The organism is Phycicoccus avicenniae (genome assembly GCF_018139485.1).
GTDB classification, from domain to species: Bacteria; Actinomycetota; Actinomycetes; order Actinomycetales; family Dermatophilaceae; genus Phycicoccus; species Phycicoccus avicenniae.
On the sequence record NZ_JAGSNF010000015.1, the window covers coordinates 90,851 to 111,617 of the forward strand.

The 20,767-nt window shown below is 71.4% G+C and carries 17 protein-coding genes and 1 tRNA gene; 5 read left to right on the forward strand and 13 right to left on the reverse strand.

What is annotated here, in order from left to right; translation table 11 throughout:
• Positions 1–180 precede the first annotated feature (180 nt).
• The gene (locus tag KC207_RS10875; protein ID WP_211603051.1) at positions 181–1,800 is read right to left on the reverse strand and encodes a peptide ABC transporter substrate-binding protein; all 1,620 of its coding nucleotides are present in this window, start codon (positions 1,798–1,800) and stop codon (positions 181–183) included.
• A gap of 239 nt (positions 1,801–2,039) precedes the next feature.
• On the opposite strand from KC207_RS10875, the gene hisN reads away from it, so the two are divergent.
• Positions 2,040–2,843: a histidinol-phosphatase gene (gene hisN, locus KC207_RS10880; protein ID WP_211603052.1), complete on the forward strand. Its 804-nt coding sequence runs from the start codon at positions 2,040–2,042 to the stop codon at positions 2,841–2,843.
• On the opposite strand, the gene KC207_RS10885 is transcribed toward hisN, so the two are convergent.
• From KC207_RS10885 to KC207_RS10900, 4 genes are read right to left on the reverse strand one after another with little or no spacing between them, the layout of a single operon-like run.
• A complete protein-coding gene (locus tag KC207_RS10885) occupies positions 2,840–3,322 on the reverse strand; it encodes a methylated-DNA--[protein]-cysteine S-methyltransferase (RefSeq protein WP_211603053.1) in 483 nt (160 codons plus the stop codon). The genes hisN and KC207_RS10885 overlap by 4 nt on opposite strands.
• Positions 3,315–4,658 carry a M16 family metallopeptidase gene (locus KC207_RS10890; RefSeq protein WP_211603054.1) on the reverse strand — a complete coding sequence of 448 codons (1,344 nt, stop codon included), beginning with the start codon at positions 4,656–4,658 and terminating at the stop codon, positions 3,315–3,317. The genes KC207_RS10885 and KC207_RS10890 overlap by 8 nt, the downstream gene beginning before the upstream one ends.
• Positions 4,655–5,947, reverse strand: a complete 1,293-nt coding sequence (locus KC207_RS10895; protein WP_211603055.1) for a M16 family metallopeptidase — start codon at positions 5,945–5,947, stop codon at positions 4,655–4,657. Before KC207_RS10895 ends, KC207_RS10890 begins: the two co-directional genes overlap by 4 nt.
• A 47-nt stretch (positions 5,948–5,994) precedes the next feature.
• Positions 5,995–7,329, reverse strand: coding sequence for an NAD(P)/FAD-dependent oxidoreductase (locus tag KC207_RS10900; protein WP_211603056.1), 1,335 nt, complete (start codon positions 7,327–7,329; stop codon positions 5,995–5,997).
• A 90-nt stretch (positions 7,330–7,419) separates the two neighbouring features.
• Between KC207_RS10900 and KC207_RS10905 the strand changes: the two genes are divergently transcribed.
• The gene (locus KC207_RS10905) at positions 7,420–8,670 is read left to right on the forward strand and encodes a patatin-like phospholipase family protein (RefSeq protein WP_211603057.1); all 1,251 of its coding nucleotides are present in this window, start codon (positions 7,420–7,422) and stop codon (positions 8,668–8,670) included.
• Positions 8,671–8,872: 202 nt separating this feature from the next.
• Here the strand turns inward: KC207_RS10905 and KC207_RS10910 are convergent, their stop codons facing one another.
• The 5 genes from KC207_RS10910 to KC207_RS10930 form a co-directional block, all read right to left on the reverse strand.
• Positions 8,873–10,210, reverse strand: a complete 1,338-nt coding sequence (locus KC207_RS10910) for an ISL3 family transposase (protein WP_249138692.1) — start codon at positions 10,208–10,210, stop codon at positions 8,873–8,875.
• A gap of 295 nt (positions 10,211–10,505) precedes the next feature.
• Entirely contained in the window at positions 10,506–11,225 is a 720-nt protein-coding gene (locus KC207_RS10915) for an EcoRI family type II restriction endonuclease (protein ID WP_211603058.1), read from the reverse strand.
• Positions 11,226–11,239: 14 nt separating this feature from the next.
• On the reverse strand, positions 11,240–12,391 hold the full coding sequence (locus KC207_RS10920) for a DNA adenine methylase (RefSeq protein ID WP_211603059.1): 1,152 nt from the start codon (positions 12,389–12,391) through the stop codon (positions 11,240–11,242).
• Between the two features lie 205 nt (positions 12,392–12,596).
• Positions 12,597–12,670: transfer RNA gene (locus tag KC207_RS10925), tRNA-Met, on the reverse strand.
• A 102-nt stretch (positions 12,671–12,772) separates the two neighbouring features.
• Positions 12,773–15,841 (reverse strand): UPF0182 family membrane protein, encoded by a 3,069-nt coding sequence (locus tag KC207_RS10930; RefSeq protein ID WP_211603060.1) that lies wholly within the window; start codon positions 15,839–15,841, stop codon positions 12,773–12,775.
• Between the two features lie 116 nt (positions 15,842–15,957).
• Here KC207_RS10930 and KC207_RS10935 point away from each other — a divergent pair, with 116 nt between their 5' ends.
• A complete protein-coding gene (locus tag KC207_RS10935; protein WP_211603061.1) occupies positions 15,958–16,494 on the forward strand; it encodes a PPA1309 family protein in 537 nt (178 codons plus the stop codon).
• 32 nt (positions 16,495–16,526) lie between these two features.
• On the opposite strand, the gene KC207_RS10940 is transcribed toward KC207_RS10935, so the two are convergent.
• Complete coding sequence (locus tag KC207_RS10940) at positions 16,527–17,636, reverse strand: YlbL family protein (protein ID WP_249138693.1); 1,110 nt, start codon at positions 17,634–17,636, stop codon at positions 16,527–16,529.
• Positions 17,633–18,067, reverse strand: a complete 435-nt coding sequence (locus tag KC207_RS10945) for a molybdenum cofactor biosynthesis protein MoaE (protein WP_249138694.1) — start codon at positions 18,065–18,067, stop codon at positions 17,633–17,635. Before KC207_RS10945 ends, KC207_RS10940 begins: the two co-directional genes overlap by 4 nt.
• A 101-nt stretch (positions 18,068–18,168) precedes the next feature.
• Here KC207_RS10945 and KC207_RS10950 point away from each other — a divergent pair, with 101 nt between their 5' ends.
• Positions 18,169–19,542 (forward strand): zinc-dependent metalloprotease, encoded by a 1,374-nt coding sequence (locus KC207_RS10950; RefSeq protein WP_249138695.1) that lies wholly within the window; start codon positions 18,169–18,171, stop codon positions 19,540–19,542.
• A complete protein-coding gene (locus KC207_RS10955; protein ID WP_211603063.1) occupies positions 19,539–20,129 on the forward strand; it encodes an NUDIX hydrolase in 591 nt (196 codons plus the stop codon). Before KC207_RS10950 ends, KC207_RS10955 begins: the two co-directional genes overlap by 4 nt.
• Here KC207_RS10955 and KC207_RS10960 read toward each other — a convergent pair.
• A complete protein-coding gene (locus KC207_RS10960) occupies positions 20,085–20,681 on the reverse strand; it encodes a M48 metallopeptidase family protein (RefSeq protein ID WP_211603064.1) in 597 nt (198 codons plus the stop codon). The two genes, KC207_RS10955 and KC207_RS10960, sit on opposite strands and share 45 nt — an antisense overlap.
• Positions 20,682–20,767: the final 86 nt, after the last annotated feature.

A 20,767-nucleotide genomic window follows, 5' to 3' on the forward strand; every position in this document is an offset into this window, starting at 1 on the left:
TGGACGCGGGGCCGTCACGGATGTCGACGGCGACGCGAAGGGAGACACTACTCCCGGTGACCGGGAGGATCCGGGATCGGACCCCGCGATCGCGGGCGCGCCTCCGACACGCGGCTCGGCCTGCCGGTGTGGTGCACCGACAGGCCGAGCCATGTGCGTTGCGGAGTGATCCGCGTCAGGTCACTGCACCGTGATCCCGGCGTAGTCCGGGACGCCGAAGGCGTTGATGGTGACCGGGTTGACCTTGTCGCTCCAGCCGATGACGGCCTTGCCGTACCACATGGGGATGGTGGGCATGTCGTCGACGAGGAGGGCCTCGGCCTGCTGGTAGAGGCTGTTGGCCTCCTCCAGCTCACCGGCGGCGGCGGCCTGGGTCAGCAGGTCGTTGAACTCCTGGTTGTCGTACGGGCCGAAGTAGTTGCTGTCGGCGTTCGTGGAGTACAGCGGCGCGAGGAAGTTCTCGATCGACGGGTAGTCCATCTGCCAGCCGTAGCGGAACATGCCGTACTCGTTCTCGCCCGCCGCCGTGAGGAAGGTGGCGAAGTCGACGGCCGGCTGCGCGGTGCAGCTGATGCCGAGGGCGTCGGAGATCGAGTTGCAGGTGGCCTCGGTCCACGCCTTGTGGTCGCCGTCGCCGTTGTACCAGAGCTCGAGCTCGCCGTCGTAGCCGCCGGCCGACTCGAGCTGCGCGGCGGCAGCCTCCGGGTCGTAGACGCAGAACTCGCCACAGACGTCGGCGACGTAGCCGTCGACGACCGGGGAGACCCAACCGGTCGCGTTGACGCGCGTGCCGTTGAAGATCTGCTGGTTGATCGTCTCGCGGTCGATGGCCATGGAGATGGCCTTCTTGACCTCACCGGTCAGGTTCGGGTCCGCGGTCGTGTTGAAGCCGATGAGCTGGATGACACCGGTCTCGGCGGTGGCGTTCCGGTCCGGCAGGTCGCTCTGGTAGCGGTCGTCGATGAGCGCCGAGGTCGGGATCGCCGTGATGAGGTCGATGTTCCCGGCCTGCAGGTCGTTGTACGCCGCGTCGGTGTCCTGGTAGATCCGGAAGGTGATCTGGTCCAGCGAGCCGCCGAACTCACCCGAGTAGTCCGGGTTCTTCACGACGACGATCTCCTGGCCCTCGGTCCAGGAGTCGAACATGAACGGACCGGCACCGACCGGGTTGCGGCCGAAGGCCTCGGGGTCCTCGAAGAAGACCTCGGGCTGCGGGGCGAACGCGGTGTAGCCGAGGCGGACCGGGAGGTTCGAGACCGGCTCGGTGGTGCGGATGGTGAAGGTCTGGTCGTCGACGACCTCGAGGCCGGACATCTCCTCGACGGTGGCGTCCTCGCCGCTGACCTCGGCGTAGCCCTCGATCGGGGTGAAGAAGTAGCCGCCGGCCTGACCGTTCGGGCCGAACGCGGTGTAGTTCCACGCGTCGACGAAGCTGCTGGCCGTGACGGGGGTGCCGTCGGAGAACATGTAGTCCGACTTGATCGTCACCGTGAAGGTCTGGTTGTCCTCGGTCTCGATCGACTCGGCGATGTCCATCTCCGGCGAGGCGTCCTCGGCGTTGTAGTGGACGAGCTTCGAGGTGATCGTGTCGAGAATGTTGCCGCCGCAGGTCTCGCTCGTGTTACCGGCGATGAGCGGGTTCTCGGGCGTGCAGCCGTTGACGACGATCTCGCCGCCGGTGGCGGTGTCCGACCCGGTGTCCTCCGTGCCGCCGTCGTCGCTGCCGCTGCCGCACCCGGCGGCGAGCAGCGCCACAGCGGACATGGCCGCGACGGCGACCGTGCGAGTAGTTCCTCGCATGGATGTCCTCCTACGTGAAAGTGGTCGTGCCACCCGATGTCCGGGTGACCATCTCCATGGGGTGCCCGGTGAGGCGCCTCCCACGACCCGCGCTCCAGGACGCGGACGGGCACTACTAAAAACCACGAGCGGCCGCTATGGAAGTTCCCTGCGCACCCGAGACCTGATTGTGACCGAAGCGCGACCGGGCCGAGTCCGGCGCCGCAAGATCTTCGGTGGCACCCGGTACGGTGAGCGCCGTGAGCCGCTACGACGACGACCTCCGCCTCGCGCACGTCCTCGCCGACGCGGCCGAGCGCATCACCGTCGGGCGCTTCCGGGCGGCCGACCTGCAGGTCGAGACCAAGCCCGACCTCACCCTCGTCAGCGACGCCGACCGCAAGGCCGAGGCGGTCATCCGCTCCCAGCTCGGACGCACCCGCCCCCGCGACGCCGTCCTCGGTGAGGAGATGGAGCCGACCGGACGCAGCACCCGCCAGTGGATCGTCGACCCCATCGACGGCACGCACAGCTTCGTGCGCGGCGTGCCCGTGTGGGCCACCCTCATCGCCCTCGTCGACGACGGCGTGCCGGTGGTGGGGCTCGTCGCCGCCCCCGCCCTCGGCCGCCGGTGGTGGGCCGCCCAGGGCTCCGGCGCCTGGTCCGGGCGCAGCCTCGCGAGCGCCCACGAGGTCCACGTGTCCCGGGTGTCCCGGCTCGCCGACGCGTCCCTGTCCATCTCGAGCACGACGTCGTGGGACGAGGTCGGCCGGCTCGACGCGGTGCTCGGCCTCGCCCGCGACTGCTGGCGGGAGCGCGCCTACGGCGACTTCTGGTCGTACATGCTCGTCGCCGAGGGCGCGGTCGACGTCGCCGCCGAGCCCGAGCTGTCCCTCCACGACATGGCGGCCCTCGTCCCCGTCGTCACCGAGGCGGGCGGCCGGTTCACCTCCCTCGCCGGCGAGGACGGCTGCTGGGGCGGCAACGCCGTGGCCACGAACGGTCTGCTCCACGACGAGGTGCTCTCGCGGATCGGCGACGCGGCCACCGCGGACCGCGCCTAGAAGAGCGGGTCCTGCGGCCCGAGCCCCTCGAGCCGGAGCAGGGCCTCCTTGCGCGGCAGCCCGCCGGCGTAGCCGGTGAGGGTCCCGTCGCCCCCGACGACCCGGTGGCACGGCACGACGATCGGCAGCGGGTTGGCCCCGTTCGCGGCCCCGACCGCCCGGGCGGAGCCGGCCGCCAGCCCGAGCGCGTGCGCGACGTCGCCGTAGGTCGTCGTCGTTCCCCACGGCACCCGCCCGACCGCCTCCCAGACCCGGGACTGGAACTCGGTGCCGCGGGGCCGCAGCGGCAGGTCGAAGACCCGCCGCTCCCCCGTGAAGTACTCCTGCAGCTGGCGCGCGACGAGGCCGAGCAGTGGGGTCGGCCGTCCACCGAGGGCGGCCGGGTCGGCGTCGAACCGGATCTCGGCGAGGCCGCCGTCGTCCTCGACGAGGGCCAGCGGCCCCACCGGCGAGCCGACGACGAGGCCGGGGTCAGACATCGACCGTGCTCACCGGGCCCGGGACCCGGCCCTCGACCGCGGGGACCACCTGGTCCGCGTCCCCGACGAGCACGACCGTCCACTCCCCCGTGGCCGTCCGGCGGTAGGCCTCGTCCAGGTCGTCGACGGTGAGGGCGGACACGGCCGCGAGGTTCGTCGTCGTGAAGTCGGCCGGCAGGCCCTCGAGGGCCAGCGCGGCCGTCTCGTCGGCGACGGTGTCCGCCGTGGCGTAACGGCCGGGGGCGGTCTTGGCGACGAAGTCGACCCCGCTGCGCAGCTCCTCGGGCGTGAAGCCGTCGCGGGCGCCGTCGAGGATGCCGAGGAGGATCTCGACCGCGTCGCCGGTCACCTCGCTGCGCACCGAGCCCGACGTCACGAACGAGCCGCCGGCGACGCGTGGCCGGAACGAGGAGCGGATGCCGTAGGTGTAGCCCTTCTCCTCCCGCAGCACCGCGTCGAGCCGGGCCCCGGGGGACCCGCCGACGACGAAGGACAGGACCGGGTGTGGGGCCCAGCCGTGCGGGGTCGACCGGTCGGGGCCTGGGCAGGCGACGACGATCTCGGTCTGGACCGCCCCGGGACGGTGGACGACGACCGTCCGGGCGCGGTCGTCGGCGGGCACGGGGGCCACGACCGGTCCGAGGTCCGGTCGGCCGGCCGCCGTCCACGCGCCGAGGGTGTCGGTGAGCACCCCGAGCGCGTCGACCGCGGCAAGGTCCCCCGCGAGGACGAGGGTCGCCCCCTCCGGGCCCACCGTGCGGGCGTGGTGGGCCACGACGTCCTCACGGGTGAGCCCCAGCACGGTCTCCGCGGTCCCCGCGGCGGGCGTCGCGGCCCGGTCGCCGGGCCGCCACAGGGTCCGGCTCGTCTCGCGCATCGCGCGGACGGCGGCCGAGGCCCGCTCCTGCTCGATCTCCGCGAGGCGGCTGCGCAGGACACGCCGGACCTCCGCGTCCGGGAAGACCGGGTCGGCGAGGACGGCGCGCACGACGTCGGCGGCGGTCGCGAGGTGGGGCTGGCTCACGTCGACGTCGACGAGGAGCCCGCCGTCGCTGACGCCCGCCCCGAGGACCATCCCGTGGCGTTCCATGAGCTCGGCGAGCTCTTCCGGGCCGTGCTCGGACGTGCCCTCGTCGAGCAGCCGGGAGGTCATCGACGCGACGCCCTCCTGCCCGGCCGGTTCGGCGGACAACGGCGCCGGGACGACGACCCGCAGGGAGAGCACGTACTGCCCGGGGACGTCGTGGAGCAGGATGCGCACGCCGTTCGGCAGCACGTGCTCGCTCGGGGTGGGGAAGGCCCACGGACGGGGCGGGGCGACGGTGGGCCGGGTCACGCGACCGCCTCCTCGCGGGCGTCCTCGCGCACGAGGTAGGCGACGACCGCCCGGTGCTCGGGGGCGAGCCAGCGGCCGGCGGCCTCGGCCACGCCCTCGGCGGTCACGGCGCGGAGCCGGTCGAGGTGGGTGTTGACGACGTGGGGGTCGCCGCGCAGCAGGGCGTAGCGGCTCAGCAGGTCGGCCCGCTCCTCCTGCCCGGCGAGCGCCCCGAGCCAGGACCGCTCGGACTGGGCGATCGAGGCCTCGAGCTCGGCGTCGGTCGGCCCGTCGGAGGCGAGCCGGACGAGCTCCTCGCAGATGGCGGCCTCGACCGCCTCGGCGTCGGCGCCGGGGGCGACGTCGACGACGACGAAGCCGAGCGAGACGCCGTCGACGAACCCCCAGGCCGCCGCGTGGGCCCCGACGGCGGTCTGCTCGCGGCGCACGAGCCGCCGGACCAGCCGCGAGCTCGCGAGCCCGGCGAGGCAGTCCAGGGCCATCGACGCCGCGAGCAGCTCGTCGGTGCCGTCGACCGGCAGCCGGAAGCCGACGTGCAGCCGGTCGTTCGGGACCGCCTCGCGGCGCTCGACGCGGACCGGCCCGTCGAGCGGCGGGACCTGGGGCAGCACCTCGCGCACGCCCTCGGCGCGACCGCCCAGGTCCCCGAAGTGCTTCTCGACGAGGGCGAACGCCTCGTCCGGCTCGACGTCGCCGCAGACCGTGAGGACGGTGTTGTCGGGCGCGTAGAAGCGCCGGAAGAAGTCGTGGACGTCCTCGAGGCTCGCCGCGTCGAGGTCCTCCATCGAGCCGATCGTCGGGTGGTGGTACGGGTGGCCCTCGGGGAAGACCGCGGCGTAGACGTCGGTGAGGGCGTTGCCGTACGGCTGGTTGTCGTACCGCTGCCGCTTCTCCTCCTTGACGACGTCGCGCTGGGTGTCGAGGCTCTCCTGGGTCACGGCGTCCAGGAGGTGGCCGTGCCGGTCGGCCTCGAGCCACAGGGCGAGCTCCAGCGCCCCCGTCGGCACCGTCTCGAAGTAGTTGGTCCGGTCGAACCACGTCGTCGCGTTGAGCCGCGCCCCCTCGGCGTGCAGCAGCGCGAAGTGCTCGCCGTTCCCGACCTGCCGCGACCCCTGGAACATGAGGTGCTCGAAGAGGTGGGCGAACCCGGTGTGCCCGACCTCCTCGTGCCGCGAGCCGACCCCGACCCAGATGTTGACCGTCGCCGTCGGGACGGTGTGGTCGGGCGAGACGACGACGCGCAGCCCGTTGGGCAGGGTGCGCTCGTGGATCGGGTAGTCCAGTGGCATGGCGGTCACCCTACGGCCGGGGGCCGGGGCGCCGAGGACGGACGCGGTCAGCGCGTCCGCATGTCCTTCCCGAGCTGCTTCATCGCTCGGCGCGCGAAGACCTGCTGGTGGGTCGCCGCCCGCTCGGACCGTCCCCGGCCGACGAAGCTGACGGCCCAGTGCAGCAGCGTCGTGACCCGGTGCTTGAAGCCGATGATGTAGACGAGGTGGACGCCGAGCCACAGCAGCCACGCGAAGAAGCCGGTGAAGCGCAGCCGGCGGATCGAGGCCACCGCGCTGAACCGCGAGATCGTCGCCATCGACCCCTTGTCGAGGTAGTGGAAGTCGCCGACCGGGTCCTTGCCGTCGAGCCGGTGGGCGATCTCCTTCGCCGCGTGCCGCCCGCCCTGGATCGCCACCTGCGCCACACCGGGGAGGTCGTCGAGAGCCATCATGTCGCCGACGACGAACACCTCGGGGTGGCCGGGCAGCGTGAGGTCCTTCTGCACGTGGACCCGGCCGCTGCGGTCGACCTCGGCCCCCGACTGCTCACCGAGGGTCTTCCCGAGCGGGCTCGCCTGGACCCCGGCGGCCCACACCTTCGTCAGGGCCTCGATGCGCTCGGTGGAGCCGTCCTCGTGCTTGACGACGAGACCGTCGGCGTCGACGTCGGTGACCATCGTGCCCAGCTGCACCTCGACCCCGAGGGACTCCAGCTTGCGCCGGGCGGCGCCGCCGAGTCGCTCACCGAACGAGGGCAGGACGGTCGGCGCGCCGTCGAGGAGCAGGATGCGCGCATGGCGGGGGTCGATCCGGCGGAAGTCGTGACGCAGCGTGCGGTTCGACAGCTCCGCGATCTGTCCGGCCATCTCGACGCCGGTCGGTCCCGCCCCGACGACGACGAAGGTGAGCGCACGCCGGGCCTGCTCCTCGTCGGAGATCTCGGCGAGCTCGAAGGCCCCGAAGATGCGGCCGCGCAGCTCGAGGGCGTCGTCGATCGACTTCATCCCCGGGGCGTAGTCGGCGAACTCGTCGTTGCCGAACCACGACTGCCCCGCGCCGGCCGCGACGAGGAGGCTGTCGTACTCGGTGACCGTCGTGGACCCGAGCAGGGCGCTCGTGACGGTCCGGGCCTCGAGGTCGATGTCGGTGACCTCGCCGAGGATGACGCGGGCGTTCTTCTGCCGGGCGAGGACCTCGCGGGTGCTCGGGGCGATCTCGCCTTCGGACAGGATGCCGGTCGCCACCTGGTAGAGCAGCGGCTGGAAGAGGTGCTGCGCTGTCTTCGCGACGAGGGTGATCTCGACGTCGTCGCGGCGCTTGAGGGCCTGGGTGCCGAACAGCCCCCCGAACCCGGACCCGATGACGACGACGCGGTGCTTGCGGCCTGCTGCGGTGGTCACACCAGTGACAATGCCACGGGGGCAGGATCTAGTCCCGTCCCCCGACACCCTCCGGGACGGCGACGCCGGGCGCCCCTACGCTGGGCTGCCATGTCGTCCTCCGGTCCGGGCCGCACCGCACTCGTCCTCGACGCGGGCGGCGCCCGCTCCGCGTACCAGGTGGGGGCCCTCGCGGTGCTCCTGCCGGAGCTCGAACGACGCGGTGAGACCCCGACGGTGCTGCTCGGCACGAGCGCCGGCGCCCTCCTGAGTGCCGCGCTCACCGCCACGGCCCACGAGGACGCCGCGACCCGGGTGGCGCGCCTGGAGGACGTGCTCTTCGAGACGACGAAGGACCGGGTCATGCGGCCGTTCTGGCGACAGGTCCCCGAGGTCGCGCTCCGGTACACCTCCGAGACCTTCGGCCTGTCGTGGTTCCGGCTGCGGGGGTTCGTCGGCACCGGCCCCCTTGCCGCCACCCTCGAACGGTCCCTCGACTGGGACGCCCTCCACGACAACGTCGACCGAGGCCTCGTCGAGGTGTCCGCCGTGACCGCCACCGCCGTCCGCACCGGCCGGGTCACCCTCTTCGCCGAGACCGCGCCGTCGGTCACCGACCTGCCGACCCCGACGACGGAGCACCACCGCCGGTACCTGCGGACCCGGCTGTCCGTGCCGCACCTGCTCGCCTCGTCCGCCATCCCCGTCCTCTTCCCGTCGGTGTTCGTCGACGACCCGGACGAGGGCGCCGGGTGGTACGTCGACGGCGCCACCCGCCGCCGGCACCCGCTGGCGCCCGCCGTCGAGCTCGGCGTCGACCGGGTCGTGGCGGTCGGCACCGGGAGCCTGCGCCCGACCCCCGCGGACCCCGCCGGGGACCGGGAGTCGGTCGACATCGGCGACGGCGGCGCGACCCTGCTCGGTGCCGTGATGGACGACCCGCTGCGCCACGACCTGCGCCGGCTGTCGGTGCTCAACGAGCAGGCGTCCGACCGGGACCTCTCGCCCCTGATGGACCGGGTCCGCGAGCGGCACGGCCTGCCGCCCTACCGGGTCCTGCCGCACGTCGCCGTCCTGCCGGAGTTCGGGACCGAGATCGCGGGCATCGCCCTGGAGGTGTTCCGGCAGAACCACGGCGGACCTCTGCGCCTGCTGGGCGACCCCGACCTCCAGCTGGTGCACCGGATCCTCGGCAGCGACAGCCCGCTCCAGGGCGAGCTGCTGTCGTACCTCATGTTCGACCCGGACTTCTTCACCGAGGTCGCGGCCCTTGGCCGGCGGGACGCGCAGCTGTGGCTGCGCGAGAACCCGGACCTGTGGCGCACCCGCGCCGACGACGCGCTGGCCGGCCACCCGGGCTGACCAGTCCCGGCCTAAGAGGCGTCGGGCTCATGGTCCGCCGGATCGTCCCCAGGAGACCCATGAAGGGTCGCCGGACGGCGCCTGGGGACGCGGGAAAGCCCAGACCGAATATCGGCCGATAGTTCGCTGACGCGACGAAGGCCATCCAGCTCAAGGGGAACGCCATTAAGGCTTTTGCGGCTCTTCGTACCTGAGGGTGGGGTCACAGGCGTAGGCCACCGGCGATGAGGAGCATGCGGAGGCGGTAGTTGTCTCGGTTGCGGAAGCCGCGGGCGATGCGGCGGTGGAGCTCGATGAGCCCGTTGACTGCTTCGGTGCCCCCGTTGGATGCGCCGTTGGTGTCGAAGTAGCCGAGGAACTCGCTGCGCCAGCGGCGCAGGGTCTTGCCGAGGCGTGCGACCTCGGGGATCGGGCAGGTGGCGAAGGTGTCGACGATGGTCTCGGCGACCGCGCGGCCGGCGGCGTGGGTGTCCTGGTGGTAGGCGGAGCGGACCTGCTGGGCGCATCGCCAGGCGAGCTCGACCTCGAGGTGCTCCTCGCGGGCGGTGAACGCCGCGGTCAGGCGGGCACGTTGCCGGTCGGTCAGGTGCTCCTGACCCGCGCGCAGGGTGTTGCGGATCCGGTACAGCGGGTCGCCGCGTCGGCCTCGGTGGCCGGTGGTGTCCTGCTGCACCCGGCGGCGGACGTCGTAGACGACCTGGGTGGCGAGCTTGACGACGTGGAACGCATCCAGCACCGAGCGGGCGTCCTGGAGCTGGTCGTCGATGGCGTTCTTGTACCCGTGGAACGGGTCGAGGGTGGCGATCTCCACTCGGGCCCGGAAGGCGTCGCCGCGCTGGTGCAGCCAGGACTTGTAGGTCTCCCCGGAACGGCCCGGGACCAGGTCCAGCAGCCGCGCGTGGACCCGTCCGTGCTGGTCGCGGGTGAGGTCGGCCATCCCGGTCAGCTCCTTCGGGCCCCGCCCGCCGTCCTCGATCGGCTTGGTGGAGACGTGGTGCCACACGTGCTCGTCCACGCCCAGGATGGTGACGTCCTCGAAGCGGGACTCATCCGCGGCGGCCGTGGCCAGGATCGGCTCGATCGAGGTCCACACCGTCCGCCACGTCGTCCCGAGCCGGCGCGCCAACCCCTGCACCGAGGCGTGCTCCCCACCCAGCTCGGCGATCGCCCACCGGCACGCCCGCACCGTCAACAGAGCCCGGGGCCGAGCGACCCTCTCGTCCTGCTCGGAGAAGACCCCGACCGGGCACGCCGGCTCGGGGCACCGCCAGCGGCGCTTGCGCCACACCACCGTGGTCGGCCTCCCGAACGCCGGTGCGTCGACCAGCCGCACCTCCCGTCGGCCGTGGGCATGCGCGAGCACCCCACAGGCGGGGCAGCCCATCGGCTCGGTGGCAGACTCCACCGTCACCGTCACCGTCAGCGCGCCGGCGTCGTCGCGGTCGACATCGACCACGCGCAGGTTGTTCAGGCCGACCAGCAGGTCACAACGGTCGCAGTAGCAGCCGACGGCACGGCAGCACGACGTAGGCTCGGGCATCGTCGAGGTCCTCGAGAGCAGAAGATGTGAAAGTCCTCTGATCCTCGGGGACCTCGACCCCAACCCCGGTTCAGCGCGCCGTGCTCACCCCACCCTCAGCTACGAAGAGCCGCTTTTGCCTGGCTGAGATGGCTGAGGTGGTCGCTGACGGCCACCGGGCTGGCCGACCGGCTCAAGGAGGTCGCCAAAAACGGTGTGGGTGCGAGTCGACTACCCCGCTTTGATCGGGCTGGCGGTTCGGCAATCTGCACGTCCTGGCGGACGTTTGTCGGCGCTGAGACCGTGTGGCAACGCTCTACGGGGCGACAGGGTTCATCTTGAACGCGTCGTCGCCATGCTTGGCGAAGTAGTAGTGGATCGCACGGCTGCCAACGTCGACCATCACGTCCGCCATCTCCTTGCGCGTCCATGGCTCAAGGCGGAAGAAAAAGCTCCCACGATTGAACAGACCTTCTTCCCCTTCGGGAACGACATTGATCCGGTTCAATTCCCCGAACATGGCGATGGTCTTGACGCGATCTAAGATCGAGCTGCCTTCGTGAAAGTCCCATCCGTAGCCGAAGCAGACGAACGGAATGATGCCGTCCTCCAGCATCATCGCCCGGAAACCAATGACGTTCTTTCCGAGCCGCTCGATCGCATTCCCCATCGCTTGCTTCTTGAGCCCTTCGGATGCCCGCAGGTCATTCGTGCCTTGGTTCTTTACTTCCGTGATCAGGATCGGGAACGTTCGTCTACCATCCGCCGAGAGGATCGAAAGGATTCCACCATCCGGGCTCATGAACGTGTTCGATAGGGGGTCGCCAAATTTGATGGCAGGAAAACTCGCACGCAGATCAGCCACGATCTTGCTGAGCATGACCCTTTTGTCGTGCTGCAGTGCAAGTCCGAACTTCTCCGTGAGCCGCTCAGTTGCGTCGACAAGAGCATCCCCGAGTTGAATCTCCTGCTTCGAAGAGGTCGCATTGATGACGGTGCCGTATCGATTGAGGCGGAGCCTCTCCTTCTGCGCCATACTCTTCCTTAGTCTCAGCTTTCTCGATCCAGTAGGAACAGATGCTCGTGCACATGAATGTCCCTGCTCCGTAGATTCCGGCTCGCGCGGAACGTGTTGTACTTGAGGATCTCCTCGTCGACGCGTCCATGTTGCTCCAGCGCCCCACGCAGTTCATCTGTGGACACGTAGCCCTCGGAATTGAAGGATACTAGGAGAAAACGCGCCGGAATCTCTTCGAAAAGTGACTCAAGCAACGGCAAAGACTGCTTTCTCACGTTATACCCAGACCGGTTCCAGTCCGTCGGGATACCCGAGACCTTGCTGATGCTCGTCGGCCGACGGTAGTCCGTGAGCAGATTGAGCATGAAGTAGTTCGAGCCATAAGGGTGCTGGTTATACGGCGGGTCGATATACACCAGATCGAAATCCCCGGTCTGCGAGGCAATTGCGTTCGCGTCCTCTTGGAAGACTTGATGCTCCGTCTCGAAAAGACTGAGGGTGGGCAACTCGAGCCTGATAGGGGCGAGGATGCGGGTCGTCGCGTCGCCAGCCGCCGCACCAAACTTGCCGATACCCGTGTGCTTGTCCTTGTAGAAGCCTTTGAAGACACCACCCGTGTTCGCATGGACCGATGCCTTTGAGAGTAGCGGGCCACGCAAAAGGCGCTGAACCTCATCGGGAAGTTTCGTCAATTCCTGCGCGTAATAGTCCAAGCGACGCGCGTTATCGTTGGAGTAGAAAACGCGCTCACCTTGCTGGATGTTCTGGTCGTCGGCGGGTGAGTACAGCTCCCGGATAAAGCCGGCGTGACTCGCGCCGTCAGCGGCCGCCCGGTTAAGACGAGCCACGTGAGTTGCCGCCTCCGCCAGGAGTGGCTCATCACGATTGGGGAGGTAGCACTCGCTCACGGCCCGCGCGTAGTCCTCTAGATCGTTCGCTGCTACGAACGAGGAGTGCTTCTTCATGAGCCGCGAGACAAACCCTGATCCGGAGAAGAGGTCCAAAGTCCGAAGCTGTCGACCACCCAGCCGGTTACGGACATCGAGCATCGCTTGCTCGATTGGGCCGGCCAAGCCTCGTTTATTGCCGATGTAGGTGATCAGCTGCCGGGTCGTGTAGTGGGGGTCTTCACTTGCCTCAATCTCATCGCCCCTGCCCATATCGAACATTGCGACCTGACTCATGACCAGCTCCTAGAACGACGCTCACGCACGCACCGCCAACCCCGTCAAGACCACGGGTGACTGACAGTCAAACCTAGTTGCGACCAAGGACAGGAGGTCGGAGGACACGACAGGTTCTCGCGTCAATGTCAGGCTTGGCGCCAGAACCAGGCAAGCGAAAGGCCCGCTGACTCAGCATCTCTGCTGGTCAACGGGCCACTCACAGTAGCGGGGGCAGGATTTGAACCTGCGACCTCCGGGTTATGAGCCCGGCGAGCTACCGAGCTGCTCCACCCCGCGTCGAGTGAGTCACGGCTTCCACCGCGCTCGGTATGGCTCGACAGTACGCGAGGACCCCGCCCGGACTCAAATCCGGGCGGGGTCCTCGTCGTCGGGCCGGCCTCAGCCGGAGCCGGCCGCGGCCGGTGAGGCGCTCTGCTCGGGCACCGGGACCGCTCCCCCGCCGAGCTGCCCGGACAGCTCCTGGGCGCGGGCCACGGCGTCCGCGAGCCGCTGCTGCGCCTCGCCGTAGGCCGCGAAGTCCCCGCTGCTCAACGCCTCCTGGCCGTCGGCGTACGCGGCCTGGATCTCAGCGATGGCCGCCGCCAGCTGCTGCTGGACCGTGCCGCTCGGCGGCTGGTCCGGCTGGTCGGGCTGGTCCGGCGCCGGCTCGTCGGGGGCCGGCTGGTCCGGCTGGCCGCCGCCGTCACCCTCGGTGCCCTCACCGAAGAGCCCGGTGATCGCCTGGTCGACGGTGTCCCCCCAGGCGACGTTCGTGCCGTAGAGCGCGACCGTGATCTTGTTCTGCGGGAAGGAGCCGGCGCCGCTCGAGGCCTGGACGAAGATCGGCTGCACGTAGAACATCTGGCCCTGCAGCGGGAACGCGAGCAGGTTGCCGTAGCGCAGCTGCTTGCCGCCGCCGGAGTTGTTGGTGATGTACTGCGCGAGGTTGAGCGGCTCGTTCGGGTTCTGCGACCGGGTCGTCGAGTTCTTGATCTGGTTGATGACCTGGCCCGGACCCGGCGGCGTCTGCGCCCCGAGCTCGAGGAGGCGCAACGACCCGTACCCCTCGGCTGGCTGCCCTTGCTCGTTGCCCGCGTCGGCGTTGACCGCGAGCAGCCCACGGAGGATCTCGCGTCCGGACTCGCTGTTGCTGTTCGGCACGAACGGGCTCGTGATCGAGAACGACGGGTTCTCCTCGCCCGGCAGCGCGATCGTCTGGAAGACGACGGGCGTGTCGACCGGCACGTCCTCCTGACCCGGGTCGGTCGGCACCCGCCACCGGTCGGAGTTGGAGTAGAAGTCGCCCGGGTCGGTGACGTGGTACTCCGTGAGCAGCTCACGCTGGACCTTCAAGAGGTCCTGTGGGTAGCGGATGTGCGACATGAGGTCGCCGGAGATCTCCGACAGCGGCTCGACCGACCCGGGGAACGCCTGGTCCCACGCCCGGAGCATCGGGTCGTCGGTGTTCCAGGCGTACAGCCGGACCGAGCCGTCGTAGGCGTCGACCGTGGCCTTGACGGAGTTGCGGATGTAGTTGACCTCGCCCGAGCGGACCTGGACGACGTTCGAGCGCTGCGCGACCGAGTCGGACGTGGCCTCCGCGAGGTCGAGCAGACGGCTGTTCGGGTAGTTCGCCGACGTCGTGAAGCCGTCGACGATCCACTGCACGCGGCCGTCGACGACGGCCGGGTAGATGTTGCCGTCGAGCTGGAGCCACGGAGCGACCCGCTCGACCCGCTCCTTCGGGGTGCGGTGGTCGAGGATGCGGGACTCGCTGTTCACGGCGTCGGAGAGCAGGAAGTTGGCCTCGCGGTACTTCAGGGCGTACATCGCACGGCGGAAGAACGAGCCGATGGCGACGCCACCGTCCTCGTCGTAGGTGTTCTGGACCGACACCTCGCCGTCGCTGCCCGCGGGATAGTCGAACTCGCGGTCGCCCTCGCCCTCGGGCTGGCCGACGACCGAGTACTCGGGGGACAGCTCGCCGAAGTAGATCCGCGGCTGGTACTCCCCGAGCATCGAGCGCTCGCCGCTCTCGAAGAAGACCGGGTCGCCCTCCGAGGTGCGCCGGTTGCCGTAGGCGCCGTAGAAGCCGTAGCCGTGGGTGTACACGGTGTGGTCGTTGATCCAGTTGCGCTGGTTGTCCGGCAGCCCGTCGAGGTTGATCTCGCGGACGGCGACGACGGCGTCGCTCATCTGCCCGTCGATCGAGTAGCGGTCGACGTCGAGGGTGTCCGGGAAGGCGTAGAAGTCACGGTCGCCCTCGAGCTGGCGGAAGCTCTGCGAGACGACGTTGGGGTCGATGACACGCACGCCGGGGATGCCCTCGGCGCGGTCGGCGAGCTCGGTGGTGTCCGGCTCCTCGGGCGGGGTCGGCTGCTGCACCCGGGACACCCGGTCGAGCCCGAACGCCGCGGACGTGGCCTCGATGTTCCGGCCCAGGTACTCGGCCTCGAGCGACTTCTCCGACGGGCGCACCCGCAGCTGCTGGATGAGCGCCGGGTAGGCGGTGCCCGCGACGATGGCCGTGACGACGAGCAGGCCCACCCCGATGATCGGCAGGCGCCACGAGCGGCTCCAGATCGCGGCGAGGAAGAAGCCGGCGCACATGACGGCGGCGACCGAGAGGATGGCCTTCGTCGGCAGCACCGCGTTGGCGTCGGTGTACGTGATGCCGGTGAGGAGCGACCCCTGGTTCGTCGACTGCGAGTACCGCTCGAGCCAGTAGGAGCCGGCGCGCACGAGCGCGACGAGGGCGCCGAGCACACCGAGGTGGATGTACGCGGCGCGGGTCGACGGACCGCGCCCGGGCAGCTGAAGGCCCCCGTAGACGTAGTGCGTGAACGCGGCCGCGAGGAAGGTGAGGACGAGGAGCACCGTGAAGAAGCTCACGAGGAACTCCAGCCACGGCAGGGTGAAGGTGAAGAACCCGACGTCCATGCCGAACTGCGGGTCCTGCACGCCGAACTCCTGGCGGTTGGCCCACAGCAGGTAGGTCCGCCACGCGCCGATCGAGCCGGACGCGACGAGCAGGCCGAGGATGGCGGGGACGGCGAACAGCGCGATCCTGCGCAGCGGCTCGATGGCCTGCCGGTACTGCTCGAGGACCTGCTGCGCCTGCGTCACCGGCACGTAGATCGGCCGGGTCCGGTAGGCGAGGTAGAGCGAGGCGCCGACGGCACCGGCGGTGAGCAGGGCCGAGACGAGGAAGATGACGACCTTCGTCGTGAGCTCGGTGACGAAGACGCTGCGGAAGCCGACGCTGTCGTACCACCAGACGTCGGTGACGACGTCGGCGGCGAGGCCCGCGACGAGGGCGAGCGCGCCGAGCACGACGAGGGTCGGGACGAGCGGGCTGCGCCGCCGCGTCGCCCGGGGGGCGGGAGCCCCACCTCCGTCCCCGTCGTCGGGGCGGGGTCCTCCCCCGTCCGGACCCTGCGGTCCGTCGAACCAGTCGGAACGGCTCACGGTTCTCCTCGTCCCCCGGCCCCGGGGGCGTCGTCGTCGGCGGGTGGGTGGTCACCCTACTTCGCACACCTGAACGCGCGAGCGGCCCCCGGAGTTCTCTCGGGCACGATGGAGGGGTGAGCACCGAGTCCCGCCCCGTCACCGACCCGCTGACCCTCGCCGCCCTCGACACCGAGCGGCACGTCGCCCGCGGGGGGTGGGACCAGCCCACCCGCCTCTTCGCCCTCGTCCCGACGGCCGAGCTCGTCGCCCAGGAGCCCCAGCTCGCCGCCGGGCTCGCGACGCACGACGCCGCCGAGGGGGCGCTGTCCGCGGTCGAGCAGGACGACCTGCCCGACGCCTCGGGCATCGAGGAGCTCCTCGCCCGGATCGCGTGGCCCGACCAGGTGGCCGGCTGCGCCGTCGCGGTCGAGCGGATCGTCGTCCCCCCGAGCGCCGAGCGGGACCTGCCGGACGATCCGGACGAGGCGGTGCGAGCCATCGCCGACCACCCGGACCGTCAGGACGTCCGGCTGCTCGTCGCCGTCCACCGGGACGGCTCCGCGCGGTGCCTGCTGCGGCAGCGGGCCCACGACAGCGACGACCGGGTGGCCCTGGGCGAGGACATCGCCCCCGGACTCGTCCACGCGCTGCGGGCGACGTTCGACGCCTGAGGCCACGCCCGACGGGGCCTCGACGCTCGCGGTCAGCCGCAGCGGGTGAGGCCGCCGGTGTCCCCGGCGGCGATCGCCTCGACGGCGGCACGGGCCTCCTCGAAGGTCCCCACCTCGAAGACCTCCATGCCGTCCGGCACCGCACCCTCGGCGTCGGCGCAGTCGTCGACGGGGGCGAGAAACCACTCGGCCCCGGCCTCCCGCGCTCCGACGAGCTTCTGCCGGATGCCGCTGATCGGCCCGACCGTCCCGTCGTCGGCGATCGTCCCGGTCCCGGCGATGCGCTCGCCGCCGGTGAGGGCACCGGGCGTCAGCGAGTCGTAGATCGCCAGAGTGAACATCAGCCCCGCCGACGGGCCACCGACCCGGCCGGTGTTGAGGGTCACCTGGACGGGCAGGTCGTAGTCGGTGCGGAGGAAGACCCCGATGACCGCGCGGCCCTCGACGTCGCCGGTCGGCACGGTGAGGGTGCGCTCGGCCCCGTCCCGCCGGACCCGCAGGTTGACGTCGTCGCCGGGCGAGCGGTCCTGCACGGCGTCGGCGACCGCCCCCGCGTCGCCGACCGGCGAGCCGTCGACCTGGAGCACGACGTCGCCCTGCTCGACCGTGCCCGCGGCGGGACCGTCGGGGGCGACCTCGGCGATCTGGACGACGGTCGGCACGTCGCGCCCCAGCGCGCGCAGCGCCGTGGCGGCGGCGACCGTCTGGGAGTCGTTCATCAGCTCGGCGTTCTCGGCCTCGACCTCCTCCTCGGAGGCGTCGGGCGGGAAGTACAGCTCCTCCGGGCGGACCTCGACCTCCGGGCGGAACGCGGCCCCGAGCAGGTCGTAGACCGTCACCTCGCGTCCGGGGCCCCCGTCGAAGGCGACGGTCGTGAAGTCGAGCGCGCCGTCGGTCGGGAACGTCTCGACGCCCTCGACGGCGAGCACGGGCTGCCCGTCGACCGATCCCAGGATGTTGGTCGCCGGCCCCGGGGACAGGACGACGTACGGCAGCGGCACGAAGGTCAGACCCGCGGCGACGACGACGAGCGAGAAGAGGCCGACGAGCAGGGCGGTGACCCCGCGTCCCGGGCCGGCCGGACCTCGGGAGCCCCCGACCTCGTGCGGGGCAGCGGCACCGGGTGCGCCGGGCAGGCTCACGGGAGCCCCACCCACTCGTCGGAGCCGTCGCCGAGGTGCTGCTGCTTCCAGATCGGGGTGCGGGCCTTGAGGGTATCGATGACGGCCCGGCAGGCATCGAAGGCCTGGCCACGGTGGGGCGCGGCCGCGGCGACGACGACCGCGAGGTCGCCGATCTCGAGGCGGCCGGTGCGGTGCACGGCGGCGACGCGCAGCGCGTCCGACCCGGCGAGCACCTCCTCGCAGACCTCGCGCATCGTCGGTTCCGCGCTGGGGTGGGCCGAGTAGTCCAGGCCCGTCACGTCGTCACCGTGGTCGTGGTCGCGGACGACGCCGACGAACAGCGCCACGCCGCCGCACCGGGGGTGCCGGACGGCGCCGAGCACCTCGTCGACGGACAGCGGCTCGTCACGGACCGCGACGAGCGCGACCTCGCCGGGGTGGTCGGGCACGGGGCACTCCCTATCGCCGACCCCTCGGAACGATTCCGGTCGGCAGGTGGTTGGGTACAGACAGGACGACATTGTCACACCCGACCCGCAGGAGACCGGCCGTGACCGACCGAGGTGACGACGACACCCCAGACCTTCCCCCCGAGCTCGAGCAGCTGCTCCGGGGGCTGACCGGAGGCGAGGTCGACCCACAGCTGGCCTCGATGGTCCAGGGCATGGGCCTGGACAAGGTCGACCCGCAGATGCTCCAGATGGTCATGGGGCAGGTGCAGGCGATGTTCGCCGCGCCCCCGTCGGACACCGCGGTCGACGCGACGGTGGCGACCGACATCGCCCGGAAGACCGTGGCGTCCGCGGGCGACGCGCTCGCCGGCGAGGCCGACCGGCGTGCCGCGGCCGAGGCCGTCCAGGTCGCGGACCTCTGGCTCGCCGGGGCGACCGACCTCGACTCCCCGGGGCTGCGGGGGACCGCGTGGAGCCGTGCCGAGTGGGTCGAGGCGACGATGCCGGTGTGGGCCGGGCTCGTCGAGCCCGTCGCCGAGGGCGTCTCGGACGCCGTCGCGGCCGTCCTGGAGCGCCAGCTCGGTGACCTGCCCGAGGGCGCGGTCCCGCCCGCGATGGCGGGGATGATGGACCAGGCGGCCCCCATGCTGCGCCGGATGCACGGCTCGATGTTCTCGATGCAGCTCGGACAGGGCGTCGGGCGGCTCGCGGGCGAGGTGCTCACCGGCTGCGAGGTCTCCCTCCCGCTCGTGACGCCGCCCGAGGTCGTCCTCATGCCCGCCGCGGTCCGCGAGCTCGCCGAGGGCCTCGAGGTCGACGAGGCGCAGACCCGGCTTTTCCTCGCTGTGCGCGAGGTCGCCCGGGTCCGCCTGTTCCACGCCGTGCCGTGGCTCGCGCCCGCCCTGCTCGCCGCCGTCCGCGACTACGCCGGCGACATCACGATCGACACCGAGGGCATCGAGGAGGCGGTCCGCTCCATCGACCCGGCCGACCCGCAGGCGGTGCAGGAGGCGCTCCAGGGCAGGATGTTCGCCCCGCAGCACTCCCCCGCGCAGCAGGCGGCCCTCGCCCGGCTCGAGACGGTGCTCGCCCTCGTCGAGGGCTGGGTCGACGTCGTCGCCGGCCGGGCGTGCGAGGCCCACCTGCCCGCCGCCTCCGCGCTCGGTGAGGCCGTGCGACGCCGCCGGGCGACGGGCGGACCCGCGGAGAAGGCCTTCGGCGCCCTCGTCGGCCTCGAGCTGCGGCCGCGGCGGCTGCGCGACGCGGCGAACCTCTTCCGCGCGCTCGAGGACTCCGGCGGCGCCGGCGCCCGGGACGCCGCCTGGCGCCACCCCGACCTCGCGCCGTCGACGGCCGACCTCGACGACCCGCTGGGCTACGTCGAGCGCAGCCAGGACACCGGCGGCGACGACCTCGACGCCGAGCTCGACGCGTTGCTGCGCGGTGAGAGCGGGGACGAGGGACGCGGGTGACCGGCGGGTCGCTCGACGCCGACCTCGCCCGCACCTACGCCCACCTCTACGCCGACGCGGTCCGCGTCCTCGGGGCGTGGACGGCGCCCGACGCCGGACAGGAGGGCCTGCGGCGCTCCTACGCCGACTTCCTCGCCTCGCACCCCGACGGGCTCGCGAAGCAGGGGCCGCCGCAGCACCTCACCGCGTCCTGCGTCGTCCTCGACGCGACCGGTGAGCGCGTGCTGCTCACCCTGCACCGCAAGGCCCGGCGCTGGTTCCAGTTCGGCGGGCACCTCGAGCCCACGGACCGCACGTTGTGGCACGCGGCACGACGCGAGGCGCGCGAGGAGTCCGGCGTCCCGGACCTCGAGCCGCTCCCGGACCCGGTCACGCTCGACCGGCACGCCCTGTCCTCGCGGTTCGGTCACTGTCGAGAGCACCTCGACGTGCGCTTCGCCGCGCTCGCCCCCGACCGGGCAGTCCCGGCGGTGAGCAGCGAGTCCCTGGACGTGCGGTGGTGGCCGGTCGACGCCCTGCCGGACGATGCGGAGGCCGAGCTCTCAGGGCTGGTCGCCCGGGCCCGCGAGGTCCTCGGCGTCGGCTGAGGTCTCCTCGGGCGCGTCCTCCTCGTCGGTGCTCTCCGGTCCGGGCTCCCCCGCGCCGAAGGCCATCCCGTCGAGGAACCCGCGGGCCCGGTCGAGCCGGTCGAAGGATCCCAGGAGGTGCCAGAAGGCGGGGCCGTGCCCGTGGACAAGGAGGTGCGCGAGCTCGTGGAGCACGACGTAGTCCAGGACGTAGGCCGGGACCTCGTGCAGCCGGTCCGAGATCCGGATCGTGCCGTCGGCGGGGGTGCACGAGCCCCATCGCCTGTCCATCGTCGAGACCCATCGCACGCTCACCGGACGCGCGTGGCCACCGAGGTAGCGCTCGGAGAGCCGGCCGGCACGGGCTGCGAGGTCGGCGTCGGTGCTGCCGCGCCGCCGGTCGCCCGCGTCCAGCCGGCCGACCATCCGGTCGACCCAGCTGCGCTCCTCGGCCGCCGAGAAGGACGCCGGGATGAGCACGACCGTGCGGCCACCGTCGCGGTACGCACTGACCGTGCGACGGCGGCGACGACTGCGGCGGACCTCGACGTCCCCGGTGGGCACGGTCCGCATCCTACGGGGAACGGAGGGACGGACGGGGCTGCGTAGGTGGGTGGGGGCAGGGGGTCGAGCACCGGGCACGGGTCCGGTGACCGCGG